Raw genomic sequence first — 24,844 nt, forward strand, 5'->3', positions numbered from 1 at the left:
ACGGAAGACTAAGATGAACCGCTTTCTGTTCAGTTACGCAGGCCGGCGTGTGAGAAGTGTAGGAAAATGAAATGGTATACCATGTAAAAGAGCAAGCTGACAGCAACGGCTACTCTGGATTTTACGTCTACAATGACGAGAAATACGTAGCGGGCCCGTGGATCGAAGATTGGGAGGCTGAACGTTACATCGAAACGCTGACTATTGGCCGCTATATGGGAATGGCTGACAGAACAGCCGTCATGCGAGGTCGCAGAAGCAATGGCAAACTCGTTTTGCGCGATGAGCGCAAGCATCCCCGTGATGCCGGCGACGCCGAACACCGTGTGGATCATCGCGCATCGCACCGCGATGTCTCATTTAGTGCCGCAGTGGTTGTAGCCGGTCTAGTCCGAAGCACACCCGCAGGGCCGAAGCACCAAAACCTTCCAAGCAAAGGAGCAACAGGCATGGGCATGCTCACAACCACCGACGGCACGGGAATTTACTACAAGGATTGGGGTCCCAAGGATGCCCAACCGATCGTATTCCACCACGGGTGGCCTCTGAGCGCCGACGATTGGGATGCGCAGATGCTCTATTTTCTCGACAAGGGCTACCGTGTCATCGCCCATGATCGACGCGGCCACGGCCGCTCGGCGCAGGTGAGCGATGGTCACGACATGGATCACTATGCCGCCGATGCTGACGCCGTGGTCAAGCATCTCGACTTGAGCGAGGCGGTCCACATCGGTCACTCCACCGGCGGCGGCGAAGCTACCCACTATGTCGCGCGGCATGGTCAGCGTCGGGGCCGCGTCGCGAAGCTCGTGCTTATCAGCGCCGTGCCTCCGATCGTGGTGAAGACGCCTGCCAATCCAGGCGGCCTGCCCATCGAAGTTTTCGACGGCTTGCGCGAGGCGCTCTCCGGCAATCGCGCGGACTTCTATCTCGATTTCGCAAGCGGTCCTTTCTACGGGTTCAATCGGCCGGGCGCGAAGCCAATTCCTGGTGTCATCGAAAACTGGTGGCGGCAGGCGATGATGGGCGGCGCCAAGGCGCAGTATGACGGTATCAAGGCCTTTTCGGAGACCGACTTCACCGAAGATCTCAGGGCCATCGATGTGCCGACGCTCGTGATGCACGGCGATGACGATCAGATCGTTCCGATCGGAGACTCGGCACTGTTGTCCGCGAAGCTCCTGAAGAGCGGGACACTCAAGGTCTACGAGAAATTCCCGCACGGGATGTGCACGACCCATGCCGACACCGTGAATCCCGACCTGCTCGCTTTCATCAGGTCGTAGGCTCGCGCCGCGTCCCCCAGCGAGAGCCTGATCGCCGGCCGGCCCTCCCATCGGCCGGCGATCCCCCTTCACAAACAGGAGCCAAGACAATGATCAGAACGACCCTCTTCATCGCTGCCGTCGCAGCCATCTCCGCCACCGGCGCCCTGGCCGACGATTCGCACGGCCCCAAGGCCACGCTGGTCTACGACCAGCCTCTGCCCAACGTGCCAGGCAAGAGCATCAAGGGCGTGCTCGTCGAATATGGGCCTGGCGGAAGTTCCCAGGCGCATACTCACGCAAAATCGGCTTTCATCTATGCCACGGTCCTCGAGGGAACAATCAATACTCAGGTCAACTACGGTCCGGTGAAGACATATCGCGCCGGCGAAAATTTTTCTGAGTTTCCGGGTGATCACCACACCTTCGAGGAGAATGCCAGCAAGACGGAACCCGCGCGCATGCTTGCCGTATTCGTTGTCGATACGAACGACACCAACCTGACCACAGTCGAAAAGTGAGCTCGACATAAGCAAGGCGATCTTTCGGAGGACTTTGATGCAAATCGAACAACTCAACGCGATGACGAGGGCTCGCCTGATGGTGATCGACGGCAACGCGGCGGTGCAAGCCGCCGCCTTGCCGCTTTCGCAGCCCGGTATTGGCCTTGTCGTTGTGTGCGACGACAATGGAGCGGCGGCAGGCGTTCTAAGCAAATCTGACCTCATCCGCCATCTCACCAGCCCGGGATCGCCGGCGCCTCTGGCCTCGGCCCTCATGACCAGCCCAATCCTGTCATGCGGTCCGCAGGATGATCTCCACACCGTCTACCAGACGATGGCTTCGCGAAGCCTGCAAAACCTCCCCGTGCTCGACGCCGGTGCAAAGCCTCTCGGCATATTGGACATACGCGATGCGATGAGAGCTCTTTTCCGTGAAGAAGAGGTGGAGGAGCAAATGCTCTTCAATTACGTCACGGGTGTTGGATATCGCTAGCTGAGCTCCGTAACGGGAACTGCCGGCCACTGAAATATAGTCCATCACTTGCAGCTTTGCCGATCATCTCGCGCTGCTCAGGGCAGTGGTATCGTTCAGACCCGACAGTGTCGACCTGGAGAGGAAGCGAACGGCATCGTGAGCCGAAGCCAGAGTGAGATATCGCTATTCTCCGGGTCGGCCTTAGCGCAACATCCCTTGAAATGAACCCTCTCGCCGTATCAGGGGTTGCACGGCCGACCGGTTCGCCGCGCGGGGCGCGGTGCAACAAGGTGGCGGAGGCGTGAACTTTGACGCTCTCGGCCCAGAACGGCATCACGAACACATAAAAATCTGCCAGACTCGGTGCCGCGCCAGGGAAAAAACCCCTTCGGTGCAGCACGCAGATGCCCGGCCTGTCGCCTGTCATGACTGGCTGCTCAGGGGGCCATCTGCGTGCGATGCACAGAAGCGTCGACGGTCCGAGAATCTTGGCAGGCAGCGCCAGTCCTACGGCAGCTGTCGCTCCGTCGCTGCCTCGCCGCCGGCGAACTGTTCGCCATGCAGTACCGCTGCGCCGCGTCGTGGCCGCGACCTGCCGGGCTCGGCCTGGCGCGCGTGATGAACTCGTCCAAGTTCGCGATGTCAGAGCCCTTCTTTAGGATTGCGCTCCGCCGAGCTTCAAATTCACCGGCTCCTCCGACCGCCGCTCCGGCAATCATGTGTTCGTCCGGCACGTTATAGCGATCCGCACGAACGGTGGAATCAGGCGCCGCCAAGGCTGCGGTACTGGACCTGTCGCGACTCGATTCCAAGCTCAGGGGCGCATGCATCCTGCACCTTTGCATCGGGTCACAGATACTCTCGTAGAATAGGTTCGCAGGACGGGTCGGCGCATTCTGCTCTGTACTGGCTACACAGCCTTGATGGAGGAAAGCTATGCGTAGTCTCATTGGAATGCCGTCGCACCGCGCCTACCTTGCCGCGCCAGCCTTCATTGTCCGGACCGCCCTTGCGATGTCTGCATTCATGCAGCTGGCGTCTGCGGTCCGCGAATTCATTTCACCGCTCTACAGGCCCGAGCTTAACTACATGCGGGGCGCAGGACCGGCCTGTGCTCGCCGCGCCATCATGGTCGAATCGAAGCAGGTGCTACCAGTGCCCAGGGGCGAATGTAGGGCAGTCGGGCGCTGCTGCCGAGTATCGCCGGTCCAACGGCAGCCCTCGCGGAAAGCGCCATGAACGACAGGACGGATGAGATGTCAGAAATGCCCGCAACCACGAGCTTCGGCAACGTAACCGAGACAGCCGTGCCGGAGCAGCAGCCGGCGGCTTTCGTCGAACAACCGGCGCGGCCTTCGGCGAAACAGCCAGGCCCCTTGGCAGTTCACGTGGCGACTGCTGCCGATGGCATCACCGCGCCGGTATCCAGGCGCAGCCGCTTCAAGCGCATGGCGCTCGCGCTCGCGCTTCTGGCCGGCACAGCTGCGGGCGGTTATTGGGGGCACGGTTACTGGACCACGGGCCAGTACCTGGAGTCGACCGACGACGCCTATTTGAAGGCCGACTACACGACGGTAGCGCCGAAAATCTCGGGCTATATCGCCGCTGTGCTGGTGCATGACAACCAGACAGTCGAGACTGGGCAGGTTCTCGCCCGTATCGACGATCGCGACTTCCGTGCCGCACTTGCTCAGGCAGATGCCGAGGTCAAGGCCGCCGAGGCAGCCGTCCGTAACCTCGATGCGCAGATTGCGCTCCAGCATTCGCTGATCGAGCAGGCAAAGGCCACGGTCGCCGCAACGCAGGCCTCGCTGACGTTCGCCAGCGCCGACGCCGACCGCTATACGACGCTGGCAAAGAGCGGCACTGGCACTGCCCAGAAGGCCGAAGCAAGCCGCGCCCAAGCCGACCAGCTCGTCGCCGGGCTGCAACGCGATAAGGCTTCCGTGGCTGCCGCACAGGCCAAGATCGACGTGCTCGCCACCGAGCGCGACAGTGCCGTGGCCCAAAAGGACCGTGCCGAGGCAGCCGCTGAGCAGGCCCGGCTGAACCTTTCCTACGCTACGATCACGGCACCGGTCGACGGCACGGTCGGCGCGCGCACGCTTAGGGCAGGGCAGTATGTGGGATCAGGCACGCAGCTGATGGCTGTGGTGCCGATGGATGCCGTCTACGTCGTCGCCAACTTCAAAGAGACGCAGCTCGCTCATGTGCGCGACGGTCAGCCGGTGCGCATTACCGTCGACGGCTTCCCGGGCGTCGAACTGAAGGGGCACGTCGACAGCCTGTCGCCGGCGAGCGGGCTGGAATTCGCGCTGCTGCCGCCCGACAACGCAACCGGCAACTTCACCAAGATCGTGCAGCGTATCCCAGTGAGGATCGCAATCGACGATCACGAATTCATCGGGCTGCTCAGGTCCGGCATGTCCGTCGAGCCGACCATCGACACCAAGGCAACCGTGCTGGCTGAAGCAGTCAAGTTCGCCCAGACCAATACATTCGCCCGGAACTCGGAGGCTGCCGCGGACGACACCCGGTAGAAAAGCGCCGAGCTTCAGGTCAAGCCGAGCTTACCAGAAACGACAATCCGACGGTGCGTAATGACAGCCTTTCCACCGTGTACGCGATGATCGACACGGGCTGTCAGGCCCATTCTTCCCTGCGCTCGAGGAGCCGAAGCCATGACCACCGTCGTCTCCTCGCTGCCAACTTCGGCCCAGGCCCAGAACGCCGCCAGGACAGATGGTACCGCCAATTCGCCGCGGGTCTGGGTGGCGGTGGTCGGCTCTGCCCTCGGCGCATTCATGGCCGTGCTCAACATCCAGATCGTCAATGCCTCGCTTGCCGACATCCAGGGGGCGATTGGGGCCGGCATCGACGACGGCGGCTGGATCTCGACGTCCTACCTCATTGCGGAGATTGTGGTGATCCCGCTCACCGGCTGGCTGTCCCAGGTCTTCTCGCTGCGCACCTATCTGATCACCAATGCGGTATTGTTCCTCGCCTTCTCGGTCGCCTGCGCATTCGCCGCCAACTTAGGTCAGATGATCGTTCTAAGAGCGATCCAGGGTTTCACCGGCGGCGTGCTCATCCCGCTCGCCTTCACCATTGTCATAACACAGCTGCCGAAAGCCAAGCAGCCGATCGGCCTGGCGCTGTTCGCACTATCGGCCACGTTCGCGCCGGCAATAGGTCCGACCATCGGTGGCTATCTCACCGAGAACTGGGGCTGGCAGTACATTTTCTACGTCAACCTTGTGCCCGGCGCACTGATGGTCGGCATGCTGTGGTTCTCGCTCGACCGCCAGCCGATGCGGCTTGACCTGCTTAGTAAGGGCGATTGGTCGGGCATCGCCACCATGGCCCTCGGGCTCGCCGCGCTGCAGACCGTGCTCGAGGAAGGCAACAAGGACGACTGGTTCGGCTCGTCTTTTATCACGCGGCTGGCGATCGTCGCGGCCGCGTCGCTGACGCTGTTCGTCTGGATCGAGCTCACCTCGAGCCATCCGCTGCTGAATCTTAGGTTGCTGGTCCGCCGCAACTTCGGCTTCGGCGTCCTCGCCAATTTCCTGCTTGGCGTCGCGCTCTACGGCTCGGTCTTCATCGTACCCGTCTATCTCGCCCGTATTCAGGGCTACAATGCCGAGCAGATCGGCTTGGTGCTCGCCTGGACCGGCCTGCCGCAGCTCGTACTGATTCCGCTGGTGCCGGGCCTCATGCAGCGCTTCGACATCCGTCTCGTGATCGCGATCGGCTTTGCCCTGTTTGCCGCCTCCAATTTCATGAACATTCACATGACTGGAGCGTCTGCCAGCGACCAGCTGTTCTGGCCGAACATCGTGCGCGCCATCGGCCAGGCCCTTATATTGGCACCGCTCTCGGCGATCGCCACATCAGGCATCGAAACGGAGAATGCCGGCTCGGCCTCGGCCCTGTTCAACATGACCCGCAACCTCGGCGGCGCCGTCGGCATCGCGCTGCTGCAGACCTTCCTCACCAAGCGCGAGCAGTACCATTCGAACGTGCTGGTACAGTCGGTGTCGCTGTTCGAGGAAGCAACCCGCGCCCGCATCGAGCGGCTCACCGCCTACTTCCTTTCGCATGGCGCCAATGACCACGCGCTCGCGGCACATAAAGCGATTATCGCCATCGCGCTGAGGGTCCGCCAACAGGCCAGCATCATGGCCTTCAACGACACCTTCTTCCTGCTCGGCGTTAGCTTGACGATCGCGTTAGCGGCCGTGCTGCTGCTGAAGAAACCCGGCCACGTTACGGCCGGCGGCGCCCACTAAGTCGCTCCGATCGACGAGATGGAATGTAGCCGGAGGCCACCGAACGGAGAGGGAAAGTGTCTGGTCGCATCTTTTGGCAAGTTCTCCGATTATCGCGAGATGAGTATGGGAATTCGCGTTCCTGACAGCAGGAAGCGAGTGACGCCATCAAACAGCAATTCGCTGGTTCGTGCCCCCAGGGCCAGTAGCGCGCCATTCAGCCGCCGGCTCAACTGACTGCGTCGACATGCAATGCATGGTTTTCCATAAGATGCGGCTTTGGCATGGTGGCACTAGGATACGGTGTGAATTCGCCAGCCCAGATATTGAGGACAGGTGCTACACCAAGCGCTGACGGTCCTTACGCCGTCTTTGTCCGACAGGAGAAGCCGATGATGCGCGTCTGGTCGCACCGTCCCCAATTCTTGCACCTGGGGCTTTTTATCGCGGCCTATGTCTTGGGCTGCGGATTCGCCCAGTCGCTCGCAATCGTACCTGGAACAGGTATTTCCATTTGGCCGCCGAGCGGGCTTTTCATTGCTACGCTTGTCCTCACCTCCAGGTACAGTTGGCCGTGGTGGGTGCTGGGGGGCTGTCTGGCCGAACTGTTCAGCAATTTCTTGTGGTTCGACAGTCCGCTACCTGCGGCCTTCCTGATTTATACCGGCAACGCTCTTGAAGCGGCCACCGGCGCATGGCTCGTGAACCGGACTTGCAGGCGGCCGGTTCGGCTGGAAACCTTGCAGGAAGTTCTCGCATTCGTCGCACTGGCCGCTGGCATTGCGCCAGTCGTAAGCGCGACGGTGGGAAGTGCGACACTTCAGTGGTTTGGGATGCAATCGCAAACCTTTGTGGCGGCTTGGCCCCTATGGTGGATCGGAGACGCCACCGGGGTCCTGATCGTAGCGCCACTGGCGCTGGTCGTGTTCCAGAACTGGCGCGGCGAGGCCCAGCTCTCTGCCGCGCGATGGCTGGAAGCTTGCGTCCTTGGGTTGATCTTTCTTAGTGTCGCCGCGCTTTCCTTGAGCGGTTATCTGCCCTTTACATACATCATCATGCCACCTCTTCTTTGGGCCGCTGTGCGCTTTGAGTTCAAAGGCGCCGCCGTCGCCTTGACCCTCCTCGCCCTGATCACGGCGGTGTTCACAATTTCCGGCGCCAGCCAATTTGCCGGCGATCCTGAGGTCCAGAAGCACAATCAGTTCATGCTGCAGCTTTTTCTGGCCATTTCGGCATTTTCGGCGCTCATCGTGGCCGCCATATCCAGGCAGCACCAACTGGCGGTGCTCACATTGCGCCAAAGCGTGGAGGCATTGCGTGACCGAGAGCGAGAACTCTCGCAGCTCGTGGACATGATTCCTAGCCACGTTTGGCGCCTGACACCCGACGGCGCGCCGACTTTCTTTAACAAGCGCATGGTCGATTTCCTTGGCCTGGACGTAGCGGATACCGAAAAACCGGGCATGAGCCGGCTGGAGGGGGTCATCGAGACCGTCCATCCGGACGATGCAGCAGCGTTCGGCGACGCGCTCCGTCACTGCCTCGCCACCGGCGGGAGCTTTGCGATGCGACACCGCTTGCGTCGCGCCGACGGCGTCTATCGCTGGATGCTGAGCCGGGCGGACCCGATGCGGGATCAGGGCGGACGCATCGTCCAGTGGTACGGTCTCAGTCACGACATAGACGATCAGATGCACGCCGAAGAGGCGCTGCGACGGAGCGAGCGGCGGCTCCAAGAGATGATCGATGCCGTACCGGTCCGCATCTGGAGCGCAATGCCCACCGGCGGGCCAGTCTACTTCAACAAGCGATACCAGGACCATTTCCGCTCGGTTATCGCGAACTTCGAAGCTCTCGAGGCGCCGCGCATCGAAGAATTGCTGCAAGAGCTGGTCCACCCCGGGGATGCTCCCGAGGTGCAACGTACGTTGCGGAATTGTTTCGACACTGGCGGCGGCTCCGCGATGCGGTTTCGTTGGCGTGAAAAGGATGGCGCCTATCGCTGGGCGGAGTGCAGGGTGGAGCCTCGGCGTGATGAAAACGGAGCGATTGTGCAATGGTATGGAGTTTCTCTCGACATTGACGACGAGGTGCGCGCGCAAGAGGCGTTGCGCGATCGGGAGCGCGAACTCTCGCAGCTCGTCGACATGGTCCCGGTCCAGATCAGGCGTATGACACCCGACGGCGAGCCGATATTCTTTAACAAGCGCTTGCTGGACTTTTTCGGCCTGGACGACATAGCGGCTTTGGACAAGACGGGCATGAGCCGGCTGGCCGCAATCATAGGGACCCTCGTCCATCCCGATGATGCAGGTACTCTGCTGGAGACGGCCCGCCACTCCTTCGCCACGGGCGAGCCCTTCTCCGTGAAATATCGCATGCGCCGCGCCGACGGTGTGTATCGCTGGGTTGATGGCCGCGGGGAACCGCTGCGAGATCAAAGCGAAGCGATCGTGCAATGGTACGTAGTTTCCATCGACATCGATGATGAGATGCGTGCACAGGAAGCGCTGCGCGAGCGAGAGCGGGAACTCTCGCAACTCGTGGATATGGTTCCGAGCCTGCTCTGGCGGTTGAGTCCGGAGGGGGAGCCGACGTTCTTCAACAAGCGCCTGATAAATTTTCTCGGCCTGGACACAGCAGATGCAGACAAGCCGGGCATGAGCCGGCTAGCGGCCTTCATGGAAGCTGCGGTCCATCCCGATGATGCAGCCAGCCTTGAGGAAGCGCTCAACCATTCCTTCGTCACCGGGGAACGCTTCACCAAGAAGTATCGCCTGCGGCGTGCGGATGGCGTCTACCGCTGGGTCGAAGGAACGGCAGAGCCGTTGCGGGATGAGGGTGGGCGCATCGTCCAGTGGTACGGCCTCTCGCATGACATTGACGATCAGTTGCGCGTCGAGGAAGCGCTGCACGAGAGAGAACGCTCTCTCTGGCAGCTCGTTGAAACGCTACCGGCGATGATCGATTGCGCCGCGCCGGATGGCGAGCCGAGATATCGCAGCCAGCAGCTCCGTGAATTCCTCGGATACCATCTTGAAGAATTGGACGGAACTGGAAAGTCCCGGTTAGCCGGCACACTCGATGCGGGCGTTCATCCCGACGACCTGGCGGGTGTCAAAGACAGATATGCCCATTCGTTGTCCACCGGCGAGCCGTATGCGCGCAAGCACCGCCTGAGGCGTTTCGACGGCGAATATCGTTGGGTCGAGACGCGTGCCGCACCGATGCGCAACGCCGAAGGTGCTATTGTACAGTGGAACGTGATCTGCCTGGACATCGATAGCGAGGTTCGGGCGCAGGAAGAGTTGCGTCTGGCGCGAGAGAGCCTCGCCCGTGCGAGCCAGGCGGCGAGCCTCGCCGAGCTCTCGGCTTCGATCGCGCATGAGGTCAATCAACCCTTGGCGGCTGTGGTGGCCAACTCGCACGCGTGCCAGCGTTGGCTCATGGCGGAACCGCCAAACATCGAGCGGGCGCAGAAAACGGTCGAGCGCATCATCCGCGACGCAAATGCCGCCGCCGACGTCGTTAGCCGCATCCGAGCCCTGTTCAAGTCATCCGCAGAGACGAGGAGCTCCATGGCGCTCAACGGTGTGATAGCCGAAGCGCTGGATCTTATGGCCGAGGAGGCGGCGCGGCATCGTGTCCGCATCGATACGGATATCGAAAGGGATCTTCCGCTCGTGGCGCTCGATCGTATCCAGATTCAGCAGGTGCTGATCAATCTGATGCGCAACGGCACCGAAGCAATGGATTCCACTGGGCACGCCAGGGTTCTCGGCGTGCGCGTGCGCCGGATGGGGGATGCGATCCAAACCGAGATCAGCGATCGCGGGTGGGGCATCGAGTTCCCGGACAAGATCTTCGAGCCGTTTTTTACGACGAAACAACATGGGATGGGTATGGGCTTGGCGATCTGCAGATCGATCGTCGAGTCGCACGGCGGGCGCCTGTGGGTCGAGAAGAACGAGCCGCACGGCGCGAAATTCATCTTCACCTTGCCGGTTGAAGTGAAAGTGGCGGCATGACGACGGATGACCAAATCGTGTTCATCGTGGACGACGATGCGCGCATTCGGGAAGCTCTCGTAGAGTTGCTGGCTTCACACGGCATGCGCGCCGTCGCGTTCGGATCAGCCAGCGACTATGTGATCGCGGACAAGCCGAACGTCCCAGCCTGCCTCATCCTTGATGTCGAGTTGCCGGATATCAACGGCCTCGATCTGCAGGGGCAGATCGCGGAAGGAGATCATCCACCGATCGTTTTCATAACTGGACATGGTGACATCCCGTCCTCGGTGCGTGCGATCAAGCACGGCGCCGTGGACTTCCTGACGAAGCCTTTCAGTGATGCGGACCTGATGGCTGCAATCCATACGGCGATCACCCTCGATCGCAGAAAGAGATCAGAGCGCGCCGAATTCGGCCTGCTGAGGCAACGCTATCTCGACCTAACGCCGCGCGAACGCGAGGTGTTGCCGCTCGTGGTGAGCGGTCTTCTTAACAAGCAGGCAGCAGCTGAGCTGGGAATCAGCGAGGTCACACTACAAATCCACAGAAGGAATGTGATGCAGAAAATGGTGGCGGCGTCGCTGGCCGATCTCGTGCGTATCGCGGAGCGATTGGAAATACCAATCACTCACTCGCGCCGAGCGGGAGGGAGCTGAGTGTGAACAAGTGTAGACCTGTCGTGGCGATAGTCGATGACGATCCAAGGCTGCTTGAGTCGCTTGAGGATCTCCTGGAGTCCGCGGGCTATGTGGCCCGCAGCTTCTCGTCGGCAACGTCGCTGCTCATCACCGGGCTTTCGGGCCTAGATCTGCTTATTACGGACATCGGGATGCCTGGCACGGACGGCTTTGAACTACGTGACTTGGCTAAGAAGGCGCGCCCAGAACTACCAGTGTTCCTGATCACCGGCCGCCACGAGATAGCGGATCAGATTCGCGCCAAGGGCATCAACGAGTTTTTCCGCAAGCCTTTTGACGGCCAGGCCCTGCTTGCGGCCGTCGGCGACGCATTACGCAACAAAAAAACGGAGGATAGACATGAGAGTTGACCAGCCGTTCTTACGTAAATCGGTACCGCAGCAGCAGAGAAATGAAGGCGAGCAGCCGCTCGTCATGATTGTCGATGACGACGCGGCCGTTCGAGAGGCGCTATACGAATTGGTCCTGTCCGCGGGTCTTCTGCCGGTCTGTTTTACCTCGACCCGCGAATTGCTCGACGCCGACATATTGGACAGCCCCGGCTGCCTGATCCTCGACGTGCGTATGCCGGGGACGAGCGGTCTCGATCTGCAGCGTCATCTGGCGAAAAGCGGAAATCCTAAGCCCATCGTTTTTCTGACCGGGCATGGCGACATTCCAATGACTGTCCAAGCAATGAAGGCCGGCGCCGTGGACTTTCTCACCAAGCCGGTGCGCGACCAAACATTACTTGACGCTGTGATCGCAGGCATCGCGATGGATGCTGCGCGGCGGGCGCAAGCGGTGGTCGTCAAGCGCAACGTCGAGCACGTCGAGACTCTGACGCCACGCGAGCGCGAGGTATTGCGTGAAGTCGCGCGCGGGCGGCTCAATAAGCAGATCGCTTTCGACCTCGGCATCAGTGAAGTGACGGTCAAGCTGCATCGCGGCAATGTCATGCGCAAAATGGAGGCCGCGTCCATCGGCGAGTTGATCCGGGTATGGGAAACACTGCCCGCGCCGATGCGCGAAGATAGCGCCACCTAGACCCTGGCATTGGCCTACCCATGCCTCGGTCCAATAGGATTGCCCTGCGCTGCGGACCATTCTTCGTGAAAGAGCTTCGGGCATCGCCAGTTCAGCGATGCGTCGGCTCACGGTCTTCGCCAGGTCCCCAAAGTTTCAGAACGCAGCATACGATGATTACGTTGAGCCGAGCATGGGATCCCCTCTAGCGGCCCAACACCTGTCTCGCCCCAAGGCTGGGAAATCGGGCAATGGACTTCGATCCTGCATTCCTGTCGCGACTGGAATTCGCCTGGGTCATCGGCTGGCGCGTCCCGCTGCCGGCCATTACCGTGGGACTGGCCGCGTTCATCGCGATGCTGGAAGATCCCCGCTCAATCTGCTCCATGGTACGGCTATCGGGCTTGGTCCGCACGAACGGCAGGTTGTCCGATACCGAGTACTATAGGCCTAGTCTACTCACCGCGAAGGCCTTCGGACATCTTGGCATGCCTGTCCTGCACCTTGGCATTGCACGAGAGATGCTTCCGTAGAATAGGTTCGCGGCCCGGATCGGCGCATCCTCCTCGCAAGCCATCACGACTGTCGAGTTTCGATCGCTCCTTCGCCCGTCCTCCCGAATGCGACCGCGCAGGTCGATTCGACAGTCGTGATGGTGAGCCGGATGTTCAAGGCCACATCATGGATGGATACGATGAACAAGGATGGACTCTTCTCCGTTGGCGCATCCCGCCGCGATGTAATGCCGTCTAGTTGCGGCGAGGACGACCAGATCGTCCTGGTCAAGGACTCGCGAGTAAAGTTGGCGAGGCTGATCAAGGACGCCGCATGGCATCACAACCACGCACTGGGATCAGGTGAACGCAGACCCGCCGCCCACCTTAGTCTCAAATCAGGATCGCGTGTCGTCAGCAATTTCTGCGAACTCGCAATGACTATCCTTGGCGACCTTTCGCGTACATTGAATCGCATGTCGGGCGGACCGCGAGGCCAAACGTTGTGCGCTCGCATCGCTGAACGACAGCCCGATTGCTGGTTCTGTCGGCTTATGTCTCGGATTGTAGAACCTAACCACTGCGCCATCGAACTAGCGAGCTGGGTCAGGCGCGGGACGCCGACTGAGGCGGAATGGCGGATGGACGATCAATGGAGCCACGACCGCTAAGGCATCAAATTCCTGCCGAATGGCGGCCTGTGCATACGCGCAACCCGTCCGCGAACTAGCAGCCAATCCTCATTTGTGGGGCCACGGCGGCCCGGCGACGTGCCAGCATCCTATGCCTAGGCATAGGATGACCAGTGCCCAGGACTCTATAGACCCCGACCGACCGGCAGGAGTACCGTCTGAGCGGTACACCGCTTGGTTACACCGCGAGGATTGAGAAACCATTATGAGATCGGAGCCCTCCGGGTCCGCAATAACCCAGAGATGCCTCGTTGGCCCCTGCATTGATCGCGGTGGCCTTGCTGCCGTCGCTAAGAGACCGAGCCAACGGGAATGCTCATGCAGATGTACGCTTACCTAACCAAACGACCCGGCGAGCGCAGCTTCTGTCTGCGGATGCTGCTGCTCGCGTTTGGTTTGCTGCTTTCGGTAGCGCCAGTCTACGCCAACGGGGTGCTCCGCATCCCCTACGTGGCCGACATAGGCACGTTCGATCCGGACAACGGGTTTGAGACTGGCGCGATGAGCGCAATTGACAACGTCTACGAAGGTCTCGTCGAGTACGAGCCGGGTTCGATCAAGATCGTTGGGCTGCTCGCCAAGAGTTGGGAGATCTCGGATGACGGGCTGACATACACCTTCCACCTGGTCGACGGTGTCAAGTTCCATGACGGCACTCCCTTCAATGCGGCGGCAGTCATAAAGTCGTTCGAACGCCGTCGCGATCGTGGACTGATCCTGAGCTACTTTCTGTCCAATGTGAGGGACATGAGGGCGCCCGACGCTTCGACGGTGGTGCTTACTCTGGGCCATCCTCAGCCTTCGTTCCTCGATTCTCTTTCCAGTCCGTGGGGGCCAAAGGTTATCAGTCCGGCAGCGCTCGCCGATCATGGCAACGGCAACTTTGCGACGACCTGGCTCAACGAGCACGCAATGGGCACCGGCCCGTTCAAGCTGGCTGAATTCAAACGCGGTCAGCGCTATGTGCTCGAACGCAACGACGACTATTGGGGCGACAAACCGTTCTTCCAGCAGATCCAGATTTCGGTGGTGCCCGATATCAGCCAGCAGATACTTCAACTGCAGGCGGGTACGATCGATGCCGTACCGCTCAACTACCCATTCGCGCAACTCACCAGCCTGCCGGGTGGGCTGGAGGTGACCACCGCCCCGAGCATGATACCGTACTATCTCTTCGTTAAGCCGAAGTCGCCACTCGACGACGCGGACGTCCGCAAGGCCGTTTTGACAGCGATCAATCCGGCGCTGTGGATCAAGGACGCCTTTGGGCAGTTCGCGAGCCTGTCGAAGTCGGTTTATCCGAACGTGATGCTCGACCCAGTTAATCCGATTCGGTTTCCGACGGACTTAGAGGCAGCCAAAGCCGTAATCGCCAAACGTGGCGCGGTCAATTTGGTCATTGGTCTCCACAGCGCGGCCCCTAGTTACAGCCGCATCGCTGACCTCATGATAGCGCAACTGGCGTCGATCGGCGTGAAAGCGACGGCTTACGTGCTGCCTTCCGGTGCTGCCTACACCTTGAAGGATGACCCGAACCCTCCCGATTTGCTGCTCACAATTGCAGGCCCGGACGCCGCCCATCCGGAAAATCAGGCCAAGGTGTTCTTCGCAAAAGGCGGTGTTCTGAACTATTTTGGCCGGGTCGTGCCGGAAGCCGACGCCATCGTGGACCAGGCCGGACAGTTGACCGACGTCAAAGAACGCGACGCACTCTACGAGAGAGCGGGGCACATGTATTTCGATGCCGGCATCGTCATCCCGCTCGTCGACGTCAACGACGTTGTTGTCCACGCCAAGGGCCTGACGGACCTTGGACTCCGTCCCGTATACCCACCCGGCAACATCGACTTCGGCACCGTTCGCTGGAGCCCCTGAAGACCGGCCATCCGGTTCATTCCGAAGCAGGTAGGTCAGGCTCGCACCGCAGATGATCAAGCTCTCGCGCAGAATGTCCGATCCCGTCACCGGGTCCGTCCTCGCCGTCAAAGACCTCTCAGTCATTCTCAGCCGCGAAGGCCGTCCTTCACGCGTCCTGGATGGCATCGGTTTCGAGATTTTTCCTGGCGAGATCATCGCGCTGGTTGGCGAAAGCGGTTCCGGCAAGACAAGCATCGGGCTGACGCTTCAGGGGCTCCTGCCGTGCGAATACCGGCCGCGGGTTGCAGGCTCGATCCGGCTTGCGGGGACAGAGCTTGTCGGCGCGGGAAGGCGCACCTGGCAGTCGGCCCGTCGCCACCTCGTTCGTGCCATCTCGCAAGATCCGATGGGCGCGCTAAACCCCACCATGACGATCCGCCATCAGATGCGGGAATCCAATAGCGGGGCCGAAGGATCGGCCGAAGACTGGCTCAGCCGAACCGGCCTGCCTGACCCGGACCGCATCGCCGATGCGCTTCCGCATCGCCTGTCGGGAGGGCAGCGTCAGCGAGTGCTTATTGCCATGGCGATGATGGCAAGACCGAAGCTGCTTATCGCCGATGAACCAACCACCGCGCTCGACGTCACCGTGCAGGCGCAGATCCTCGACCTGTTGCGCGATCTCGCCCGCGAGCAGCAGACGGCAATTCTGTTCGTGACGCACGATCTGAGTGTGGCGGCCTCACTGGCTGACCGCGTGCTTGTTCTCTACGCTGGACGCATCGTTGAAATCGGCCGCATGCGGGACGTTGCCCGCAACGCCGCACACCCCTATTCCGCCGGTTTGCTCGCCGCTCGATACGATCTGGACTCTGATCGACGCCGCCCGCTTCCCACGCTCCCGTCAGAGCGCACGCCTTCCATAAACGTCGATAGAGCCTGTGCCTACGCGACGCGTTGCCCGATCGCCCAGCCAGACTGCATGGCGATCCGCCCGCCGCTGGAGCCTGCTTCGGTGCACGGTGGCGAAGTCGCCTGCTTTCACCACGAACAAACGCCATTTCTCTCAGCGCAGCGCGCTGGTGCGACACCATGGCCGGCCCATGCGATCCAGGAAACCGCCGCCTTGAGGCTGTCCAATATCCGAAAAACATTCCCAACAGGCGCCAGATCGTTTTGGGGGCGGCGCCAACCGCAGCCCGTTCTCAGGTCGGTCAGCCTCTCGATCAAGCTTGGCGAGTGCGTCGCCCTTGTCGGCGAAAGTGGCGCCGGCAAATCCACCCTTCTGAGGATTGCTGCCGGGCTTGTGGAACCCGAGAGCGGCACTGTTGCCCGCTTCGACAAGTTTCCTCCGCAAATCGTGTTTCAAGACCCCGTGGCGGCGCTGACGCCGTGGCTCACGATTGGCGAGCAGATCGGCGAGCGTCTGCGGGCTATTTCACCGGACAGTGACTATGGGCGCCGCCGCATCGGAGAGGCAATAAAGCTCGTCGGCCTCGATCCGGTCCTGATGGACGCGCTACCAGCCGAGATGTCGGTCGGACAGTGCCAGCGCGCCGTTTTGGCTCGCGCCGTAATCGTCCCTCCAAGACTTCTGCTTTGCGATGAGCCGATCAGTGCCATGGACGTGTCGCTGGCGGCCACCACCTTGAACCTTCTTGGTGACCTTCGGCGGCGACTGGACATGGCGATGCTGTTCGTGACCCACGATCTGGCGGCCGCCAGGATCATCGCCGACCGCGTCGCGGTGCTGAAGGACGGCGAGTTGGTCGAGGTTGCCGATCCAGATGCCATCATTGCCGCACCACAGGCCGCCTACACGCAGTCTCTCATTGCTGCGATGCCAAACCTTCAGGCGGGAGACGAAGGATGACTATACGACCGGACACGCTGCCTTTGAGGCCTCGGTTCAACTGGCGCGAGTTCCTCAGGCGTGCCGGTTGGCTTGAAAGCGTCGGGGTTGTCGGCATTCCTGTCGTTACCATTGTCGCCCTGCTGGCGCCCTGGATCACGCCGTTCGACCCACAATTGCGCGTCGCCGCAGCCTACCTGCCGCCATCGGCCCGACATTGGTTCGGCACCGACGAGATCGGCCGCGACCTGTTCTCACGCGTCATCCTCGGCATTCAATACACGTGGCTGCCAGGGCTTGCCGTCATCAGTTTCAGTCTTGTTGTGGGCTCCCTGGCCGGGCTGATTTCGGGCCTGATGGGCGACACGGTCGACCTAGTCATCGACCGCATCATCGACCTGTTCCTGGTCCTTCCGTCAACAATCATCGCGCTCGCCGTCGTGGCTTCGCTTGGCCCGGGGCTCGTCAACACGATGATCGCGATCGCCATTATCTGGTGGCCCTGGTATGCGCGCATATCGCGTGATGAAATTCGCCGCCTCAAGGCGCGTCCTCATGTCGAAGCGGCGCGGATAGCGGGGGTCCGCGGCCCGCGCCTGCTGTTGCGCTACCTGTTGCCGGGAGTGATCCCAGCCTTGCTCATCGGGGCGTCACTGGACGTCGCCAACATCATCATGACGATGTCGCTGATGTCTTTCCTCGGCCTTGGACTGCCTGCACCGGCGCCTGAACTAGGCGCGATGACATCGCGCACCCTCGACAGTCTCACCGTCCATTGGTGGCTGCCGATCTTGCCGGCCGCGATCATCTTTCTGCTTTGTCTCCTCGCCAACCTCGCGGGCGACGGCATTCGCGCCGCGCTGAGGGGGGCGTAGATGCTGGTTTACCTCGCCAAGAGCATCGTCGGCGCGGTAGTCGTTCTCTTGCTGATGAGCTTCATCGTTTTCGGTCTCCAGAGCGTTATCCCCGCCGATCCTGCGCGGGCCATCGCCGGGCCGAGCGCTCCGCCAGAAACTGTCGAAGCGATGCGCAAGCAGCTCGGGCTGGACGACCCGGCGGTCGTTCAATACGGGCGCTTTCTATTGCGCCTCGCGCATGCGGATCTGGGAACGTCGGTAAGAACACGGCAGCCGGTGTTCGACGACATACAGCAATATCTTCCCGCTACGCTTGAACTTGCGCTAGCATCGATCGTTTTGGGAGTGGCGCTAGCCGGCGTCATGGCCGCGCTTCAGTTCCTGATTCCAGGATCGGCCGGTATAAGGCTCGCTTTGATCGGGATTGGTTCAACACCGATCTTTCTGTCAGCCCTGCTTCTCGCCTATTTTTTCTGGTTCCGAATGGACTGGCTTCCCGGAGCGGGTCGACTCGGACCTGCCTACCGCGACTTCGCGGGTCCCACGGGATTTAATGTCATCGACGGAATACTGGTGGGCCAGCCCGAAATCAGCGTCGACGCGCTGCGGCATCTGATCTTGCCAGCGCTCGCACTGGCTTTGCCGGTAGGCATAGCGGTTGGGCGAAGCCTGAACGGAGCGCTGCACAATGTCATGGGCCAGGCATATGTGCGGACCGCACGCGGCAAGGGACTGAGCGAGACAAAGGTGCTGTTGCGCCACGGCTTGCGCAATGCCGCTACTGCCCCTTTGTCAATGCTCGGTCTCCAGGTCCGCCTTCTCCTTGGCAATCTGCTTGTTGTCGAGCGCGTTTTCGGGTGGCCAGGCCTGGGTCTTTACACGGTCCAAGCCTTTGCCAGCGCCGATCTCCCGGCAGTGCTGGGTGTCGCCATCGTGTTCGGGATCTTTTACATTCTGGTCAATACACTCATCGAAATCGGGCAGTCGATGGCCGATTCCCGGATAAACCTTTGAGAGCACCCAGTCAGGCGCTTGCTGTTGCGCTGGTGGGTGCCTTGGCTGTGTCGCCAGCGCGGATGGGGAGGCTGATGGTTATGGATGCCCCCCCCGCCTCGAGATTTTCCGCCCAAAGCCGTCCGTAGTGTGCCTCGACAATCGAGCGGCAGATTGCAAGGCCCATTCCCATTCCATCTGGCTTGGTTGTATAGAACGCCTCGAAAATCCGCTCCAGATCGGTAAGCCCACGGCCGCGGTCGCGAACTTCGATCTCAACTGTTCCGTCATTCTGACGCCGCGACACGATCCGCAGGTTTCGTTCGCTGATGCTGACGTCCTGCATCGCTTCTATGCTGTTGCGAACGAGGTTCAGGACGACCTGCTCCATCTGCACGTGATCGGCAGCCGTCTCGGGAAGGCGGGGGTCGAGGTGGAGGTCCAGCTTGACGCTATTCGATGTGAGCCTCTCACCAAGGAGATCACACACTTCGCGGATCACCGCGTTCAGATCGATCGCGCGCGGTTCGCCTTCGGTCTTGCTGAACAGCGCCCGGATGCGACTGATCACCTGCGCGGCCGCGTCAGCATTTCTGATGATTTTCTGGGCGACCCGGCTGGCGTGATCGAAGTTCGGCGGATCGGCGTCCAGCCATCTTTGAAACGCGCCGGCGTTGGCGACGACCGCCTGCAGGGGCTGGTTGAGTTCGTGCGCAATGGACACCGACAGTTCTGACAGGCTGGCGGCGCGCAAGGCGCGCGCGAGCCGTTCGTCAGCCAGGCGCAGGGACTCCTGGGCGCGGGCCTCGTCGTCGATGTCGAAGTTGACGCCGTACCATCGAAGGATAGTTCCGTCTTCGTCGCGTAGCGGTTCGAAGCGCGAATCGATCCAGCGATATTCGCCATCCTTCCGGCACAGCCGACCTTTGTGTTGGAGGGGCTCTCCACGCGCAAAGGACTTCTGGAACACGGCCTTGACGGCCGCCCGGTCGTCGGGATGGAACAACTCCACATGCGAGGCGAATTGCCGCGTGCCTCGCGGTTCCTCCTTGGCCGAGTCTATGCCTGCCCAGTCGACGAACCGTTTGTTGAAATAATATGGCAGTCCCGCCGGCGTCATCAGCCAGATCATGGTGGGAACCGTATCGACCAGCACCCTGAGCTCCCTTTCGCTCTGGTGCAGCGCAGCTTCCGCCTTGCGCCGGTCGTCGATGTCCTCGATATGGCCGTACCAGCCGACAATTCGCCCCCGCTCATCGCGCGAGGCAATACCCGTGTCGCGAAACCATCGATAGGTGCCATCGAACCGGCGCAAACGCTTCTCCACGATCATCGGCTCGCCCGTCTTTAGACTGTGGCGCCATTGCGCCATGCTTGGCTCAACATCGTCGGCATGAACAAATCTCCGCCACCAAGAAAAGTCGTCGGCATTCATGATCTCACGTATTTCTTCGGCCGTGACGCCAACGTACTCAAGAGCTGCGGGATTGAGGAACCGAAGGCGTCCGTCCGGATAGGCAGACCAACCGAGGCCCGGAATGTCGGTGAAATTCGGCCCGGGATCCTGGTATACCCGATCATAGAAGCTGATGGTCCTGAAGATTTTGACCACCAGCCATAGCCCAAACGCTCCGGCAACAAATGCCGTGAGTTGGACGGGACCGTTTTCTGCCCCATATGCCGGTGACAGCAGGATAACAGCTGCAAGCAAGCTGGCCGCTGCAACCGAGACCAATCCAGCCTTCCAGCCGACGCAGATGCACACGGCTGTGACCGCGACCAGCAAGCCGGAAGGCTCGCGTGCGAACCAAGCAAGCAAGACGCTCGCCGCTCCTATCGCCGCAGCCACGACGCGGCGCTGATGCGATGACGTCAGTTGCATTTGAGATCTCTCGAGACCGCCGCTCCGTTCGGCTCGCCGTCGCGGCCCCGTTAATGAGTTAAATGCGCCTCTGCCCCCGATTGTAAGACGGCCTTCCCTCCGGTGGAAGGAATCTTCAACTGGTACAGTATGTCGGGTGGAAGCGATTGACAGACGTTGAATAGATGAGAGACGGACCGCGCATCCATCTTCTTCATCATATTGCTGCGATGAAGCTTCACCGTGATTTCGCTAATACCAAGATCGAACGCGATCTGCTTGTTCATCGCACCGGAGATCACAAACCTCAGAACCTCCCGCTCGCGGGGTGTAAGTGTCTGGTACAGGGCCGAGTTCTTTTTAGCCACGGCTGACGCCGCCCTTCGAGCGACGTCGGTAGCGATGGCCGTCGACACGGCGTCTAGGAACGTCTGGTCACGTACCGGCTTGGTCAGGAAATCCACTGCACCCGCCTTCATAGCCTCGACGCTCATGGCAATGTCACCATGACCCGTCAAGAATACGATCGGAGTCAATATCTCTTTAGTCACAAGGAGCTGCTGGAGATCCATTCCGCTCATACCGGGCATTCGAACATCGAGAACAATGCAGCCAGGACGGTCTGGGAGCTTTGAGCCGAGCACTTCCTGAGCCGAGGAAAACGATATCGAATCGATGCCAACCGAACTTAGCAACTCCTCCAAGGAGTCGCGGACCTCCGCATCATCGTCGACCAGAATTGCTAAGGGACAGTCTGCGGTTTGCGAATTTGCTAAGCCCATGATCCTTACCTCGGGGCGATCTCTGCTGGACACGAATTGACCGCGTTCGCGCGGCTATTATCAACCCCGCGTCCTTTACACGTCAACCAAACTGCACTTGCTTCTGTCGTCGAAAAACTCGCGTGCGACCGATAGCCAGGAGATAGCGTGCTGATATTGCAACTTTCCCTCAGAGCCTTGACGTAGCGGAATGATGGAGATCCGCGCAACAGGACAAAGGGCGATCGGTGCCTGAAGATTTGATTGGCTAATCTAGACTTAGGTATAGGGGGTCTGCGGCGGTTCGGCCCGAGTGCGTTCGCCACACCAGGGATCTTCCTACGGAACGACACTCAACCAGATGCCATAATGCCGTCGCCGCAAGCCAATATGGACGATCAGCCTCACAGCGTTTGATGCAGAATAAGCGGGGGGCGGTCGGGGGCCCGATCACAGGATTCATCTCGGCCGCCGAGGAGCGTGGTTGAGTTGCGGCGGGAATACAATCAAGCCACGTCGATCAAAGCGAGCCCGGCGATCGAGCCTAAGGCGGCGTGTCCCCGGCGCCGGCACTGGAAGAGGCGCCGAGGTACAGGAGCAAGCCGATGACTTCCTCTTGTTGAACTGCACCACGGCGCCCCTGTATTCGAAGTTAATTGGTGCTCGAAGGCGCCTGCATCCTGCGACTTGCCGCAAGTTGCAAGGCAGCTAACGTTGCTACGCAAATCCCGATCAAGACATGCGTCCACATCGGACCCTGTGCCGATCCGAAGCCGAGCAGGAACGGAGCTACCACCGCCCAGCACCCTAAGGTGAGGTTGGACCATTCCGCCCAATCCCCATAGCGGTAGAGGGCCACGGCAGAGCTGCACACAATCAGCGTGCCCACCACTCCGGCGTTCCACACCGCAGCAGGCAGCCCGACGAACATGATTGCAGCGCAGGCCAAGCCTGCGCCGAGAATAAGGTTGGTCCATTCCAACCCCTTGCTTGGCACATCACTTCTCATCTTCATCTCCTTCTTCAGCCGTACCACGGAGGTGGCCGGTACGCAGAGAATGGGACAGTCGGGTGCACCAGCCTATTCTACGCAGGCACTTGTCGGTCGATGCTAAAGTCCAGGGCGGCCATGCGCGCTGATTGTAGAAGATATCGAAGCGCTCGGGTCACCGCCCGTCAGGACAGGGCAATGCCCGGGTCTACTTGCCATGTGGCAGTCCGCCGCTCCGAGGAGCAAAGACGTTGTCCGCCCAACAGGGTGCAGCCAGCTCGCCAGATCGTGTAAGTTGGCGGCTGTCTATGGCTTTCAAACCGCAATGCATTGGAGGGGCGGTGGATCAACCTCGTCACGAGCACCGAAGGACACGCTGCGGCCCTTTTTATTCGGGATAGCCGGCCTCAAGTTTCTCGAAGGTCAGGCTGCCATCGGCATTGTCGGCGAACTCGACGCGCTTTTCTTCGTCGATCTGCACATGGGCTTTATTCAACGCGATGCGAAAATCGGCAACACGCATCAGCGTGGCGCGCCAGTCGGCGATGCTGCCGATGTTGTTGATGAACCAGCGCAGCGACGAATGAACCTGATTGAACGCGCCCACCGCCATCATCATTCCGCCGAAGCTGATGTCGCCAGAGAAATAGACCGGCGAAGCCACCAGAATAGGCGCTACGACGGTGATCCAGCCATAGGTTTCGGTGACCCAGGATAGGTTGATCTGGGCGGAATAGATGCGCCGCATGGCGCCCAGCACCGTACCGAGGTCGAGTTCTAGCTGCCGAAGCGCATCGGCTTCGCCATGGTGGAGTGCAATGGCATCGACATTCTCGTTGACACGCACCATCGAGGAACGCAGTTCCGCTTCGCGTGTGTAGCGATCGCTGTCGAGGTTGATGAGCGGGCGCCCTGCCAGCCAGCTTAGCCACGATGCGATGCCGGCATAGATGAGTGCCGCCCATACCATGTAACCTGATATCGCCAGGGGATAACCGCCAAGGTGGAAAACGAAGCCGGAAGAAAGCTGCCAGAGCACGCTGACAAAGGATGCAAGCAGGATGAACGACTGCAGCAAGCCGACGCCGAGATCCGTCGACAGGTCCGACAGATGCGCGGCATCCTGCTGCATGCGCTGGTCCGGATTGATGCCGATGGCGCCGGCATTGGCCAGCCGAAGAGCGCGCGCCGGACGCATCCATTGATCGATCAGATCCAGCGTCAGCGCCTCGCGCAACCTCAAACGTATCATCTGGTTCAGCCAGGTCTGGCCAATATTGAGCACCAGAAGGCCGCTGGCGATGGCCGCAAAGACAAGGAGTTGGTGCAGGAAGTCCGCCATGTTACGCCGCGCCAGCGCATCGTAGAAAGGCTGGTTCCATCGGTTGAGCAGAACCTGTCCGATCGAGGTCGCAATGATAACCGCGACGATACCGATCGAGACCCAGCCAAGCTTCCGGCGGACCGGCGAGGACTTCAGCCCCTGCTTGATCGTCGCCAGTTGGTCGGCGAGGCTGCTTGCCTCGACCAAAACAGCGGCCTTCTCGGCACCCGACATGTCGTCCACTTGGTCAGCCATGCATGAAATCCATGCGTGCGAAGCGGTCGCATCAACGACGGAACTGCGATGCGAAACACTCAGCATTGCGAGCGCGTCAGCGTCTAGATTGGCGGTACGTCGTGGCTATCGTGCTGACAGTTGGGAACGACCTTCGCCGGTTGAGACGTCGGAAGGACCGGGGGTCTCCCGCCCCGGCCCTCGAAAATTTCTGCCATCAGGATTAGCGGCCCCAGATGCCCTGGCCATATTCCTCGTTAGGAACAATCGGCCTGCGAACGGTTTGCGGCACGCCGGCATGGTTGTCTGCCTTTTTGATCGATCCGGTATGCACGGTGTCGGTGCTGGCCGCGGGCAACTGCGGATCAGCGCCGGACCCATAATGGTCACTTCCGGCAATGGCGCCTGCCACTGAAGCGAGGAGGGCGGCGGTAACTAGGATCATTTTCATCTTGGTGACTCCGTGTTGATTTTGATGGCATTCACCGCCGCAAACATACGGGCGGAGCACCTGCCATACGATCAGACCAGCAGCCCAGATGACCCATACGAAGGCATTGTGCCGCGCAGGCCGAAAGCCAGGGGATGCTGGCTACATCGAGAGGCTTTGGGTGCTTGTGTGTCGGCTCCTTGCCTGGGAACCGAAGGCCATCGCCGCCAGCGCAAACCGAAATGCAAGAACACGGCCGCGTCGCTTGCGA

General features: G+C 60.7%; 18 protein-coding genes and 1 pseudogene. 14 read left to right on the plus strand and 5 right to left on the minus strand.

Features of this window, described 5'->3' with window-relative positions:
* The first annotated feature begins 449 nt into the window (after nucleotides 1-449).
* The 14 genes from FJ423_RS16190 to FJ423_RS16260 all read left to right on the plus strand — a co-directional run bounded on the left by FJ423_RS16190 (nucleotide 450) and on the right by FJ423_RS16260 (nucleotide 18,993).
* On the plus strand, nucleotides 450-1,286 hold the full coding sequence (locus FJ423_RS16190) for an alpha/beta hydrolase (protein ID WP_140843178.1): 837 nt from the start codon (nucleotides 450-452) through the stop codon (nucleotides 1,284-1,286).
* A gap of 89 nt (nucleotides 1,287-1,375) precedes the next feature.
* Entirely contained in the window at nucleotides 1,376-1,786 is a 411-nt protein-coding gene (locus tag FJ423_RS16195) for a cupin domain-containing protein (RefSeq protein WP_140842998.1), read from the plus strand.
* A gap of 37 nt (nucleotides 1,787-1,823) precedes the next feature.
* Nucleotides 1,824-2,261 (plus strand): CBS domain-containing protein, encoded by a 438-nt coding sequence (locus tag FJ423_RS16200; RefSeq protein ID WP_140843000.1) that lies wholly within the window; start codon nucleotides 1,824-1,826, stop codon nucleotides 2,259-2,261.
* A gap of 1,217 nt (nucleotides 2,262-3,478) precedes the next feature.
* Nucleotides 3,479-4,783 carry an HlyD family secretion protein gene (locus FJ423_RS16210; protein ID WP_246680173.1) on the plus strand — a complete coding sequence of 435 codons (1,305 nt, stop codon included), beginning with the start codon at nucleotides 3,479-3,481 and terminating at the stop codon, nucleotides 4,781-4,783.
* Nucleotides 4,784-4,924: 141 nt separating this feature from the next.
* Nucleotides 4,925-6,535 carry an MDR family MFS transporter gene (locus FJ423_RS16215; RefSeq protein ID WP_140843004.1) on the plus strand — a complete coding sequence of 537 codons (1,611 nt, stop codon included), beginning with the start codon at nucleotides 4,925-4,927 and terminating at the stop codon, nucleotides 6,533-6,535.
* A 371-nt stretch (nucleotides 6,536-6,906) separates the two neighbouring features.
* The gene (locus FJ423_RS16220; protein WP_140843006.1) at nucleotides 6,907-10,542 is read left to right on the plus strand and encodes a PAS domain-containing protein; all 3,636 of its coding nucleotides are present in this window, start codon (nucleotides 6,907-6,909) and stop codon (nucleotides 10,540-10,542) included.
* A complete protein-coding gene (locus FJ423_RS16225; RefSeq protein ID WP_140843008.1) occupies nucleotides 10,539-11,180 on the plus strand; it encodes a response regulator in 642 nt (213 codons plus the stop codon). The genes FJ423_RS16220 and FJ423_RS16225 overlap by 4 nt, the downstream gene beginning before the upstream one ends.
* A gap of 2 nt (nucleotides 11,181-11,182) precedes the next feature.
* Nucleotides 11,183-11,572: a response regulator gene (locus tag FJ423_RS16230; protein ID WP_140843010.1), complete on the plus strand. Its 390-nt coding sequence runs from the start codon at nucleotides 11,183-11,185 to the stop codon at nucleotides 11,570-11,572.
* Entirely contained in the window at nucleotides 11,562-12,248 is a 687-nt protein-coding gene (locus tag FJ423_RS16235; protein ID WP_140843012.1) for a response regulator transcription factor, read from the plus strand. The genes FJ423_RS16230 and FJ423_RS16235 overlap by 11 nt, the downstream gene beginning before the upstream one ends.
* Before the next feature lie 230 nt (nucleotides 12,249-12,478).
* Nucleotides 12,479-12,760, plus strand: coding sequence for a hypothetical protein (locus FJ423_RS16240; protein ID WP_140843014.1), 282 nt, complete (start codon nucleotides 12,479-12,481; stop codon nucleotides 12,758-12,760).
* A 971-nt stretch (nucleotides 12,761-13,731) separates the two neighbouring features.
* Nucleotides 13,732-15,288, plus strand: a complete 1,557-nt coding sequence (locus FJ423_RS16245) for an ABC transporter substrate-binding protein (RefSeq protein ID WP_140843016.1) — start codon at nucleotides 13,732-13,734, stop codon at nucleotides 15,286-15,288.
* A 52-nt stretch (nucleotides 15,289-15,340) separates the two neighbouring features.
* A complete protein-coding gene (locus FJ423_RS16250; protein WP_140843018.1) occupies nucleotides 15,341-17,143 on the plus strand; it encodes an ABC transporter ATP-binding protein in 1,803 nt (600 codons plus the stop codon).
* A complete protein-coding gene (locus tag FJ423_RS16255; RefSeq protein ID WP_140843020.1) occupies nucleotides 17,140-17,997 on the plus strand; it encodes an ABC transporter permease in 858 nt (285 codons plus the stop codon). The genes FJ423_RS16250 and FJ423_RS16255 overlap by 4 nt, the downstream gene beginning before the upstream one ends.
* Complete coding sequence (locus FJ423_RS16260) at nucleotides 17,998-18,993, plus strand: ABC transporter permease (protein ID WP_140843022.1); 996 nt, start codon at nucleotides 17,998-18,000, stop codon at nucleotides 18,991-18,993. It begins immediately after the preceding gene.
* 10 nt (nucleotides 18,994-19,003) lie between these two features.
* Here the strand turns inward: FJ423_RS16260 and FJ423_RS16265 are convergent, their stop codons facing one another.
* From FJ423_RS16265 to FJ423_RS16285, 5 genes and pseudogenes are all read right to left on the minus strand, one after another.
* Nucleotides 19,004-20,854 carry a PAS domain-containing sensor histidine kinase gene (locus tag FJ423_RS16265; protein WP_140843024.1) on the minus strand — a complete coding sequence of 617 codons (1,851 nt, stop codon included), beginning with the start codon at nucleotides 20,852-20,854 and terminating at the stop codon, nucleotides 19,004-19,006.
* A 50-nt stretch (nucleotides 20,855-20,904) separates the two neighbouring features.
* Nucleotides 20,905-21,615, minus strand: coding sequence for a response regulator transcription factor (locus tag FJ423_RS16270; RefSeq protein ID WP_140843026.1), 711 nt, complete (start codon nucleotides 21,613-21,615; stop codon nucleotides 20,905-20,907).
* A gap of 631 nt (nucleotides 21,616-22,246) precedes the next feature.
* The gene (locus FJ423_RS16275) at nucleotides 22,247-22,603 is read right to left on the minus strand and encodes an SPW repeat protein (RefSeq protein ID WP_140843028.1); all 357 of its coding nucleotides are present in this window, start codon (nucleotides 22,601-22,603) and stop codon (nucleotides 22,247-22,249) included.
* 388 nt (nucleotides 22,604-22,991) lie between these two features.
* Nucleotides 22,992-24,164: pseudogene (locus tag FJ423_RS16280) on the minus strand (SbmA/BacA-like family transporter); the annotation flags it as partial.
* A gap of 202 nt (nucleotides 24,165-24,366) precedes the next feature.
* Nucleotides 24,367-24,594, minus strand: a complete 228-nt coding sequence (locus tag FJ423_RS16285; RefSeq protein WP_140843030.1) for a DUF680 domain-containing protein — start codon at nucleotides 24,592-24,594, stop codon at nucleotides 24,367-24,369.
* Between the last annotated feature and the right edge of the window lie 250 nt (nucleotides 24,595-24,844).

Source organism: Mesorhizobium sp. B2-8-9 (assembly GCF_006439475.1).
In the GTDB taxonomy this organism is placed as follows: domain Bacteria; phylum Pseudomonadota; class Alphaproteobacteria; order Rhizobiales; family Rhizobiaceae; genus Mesorhizobium.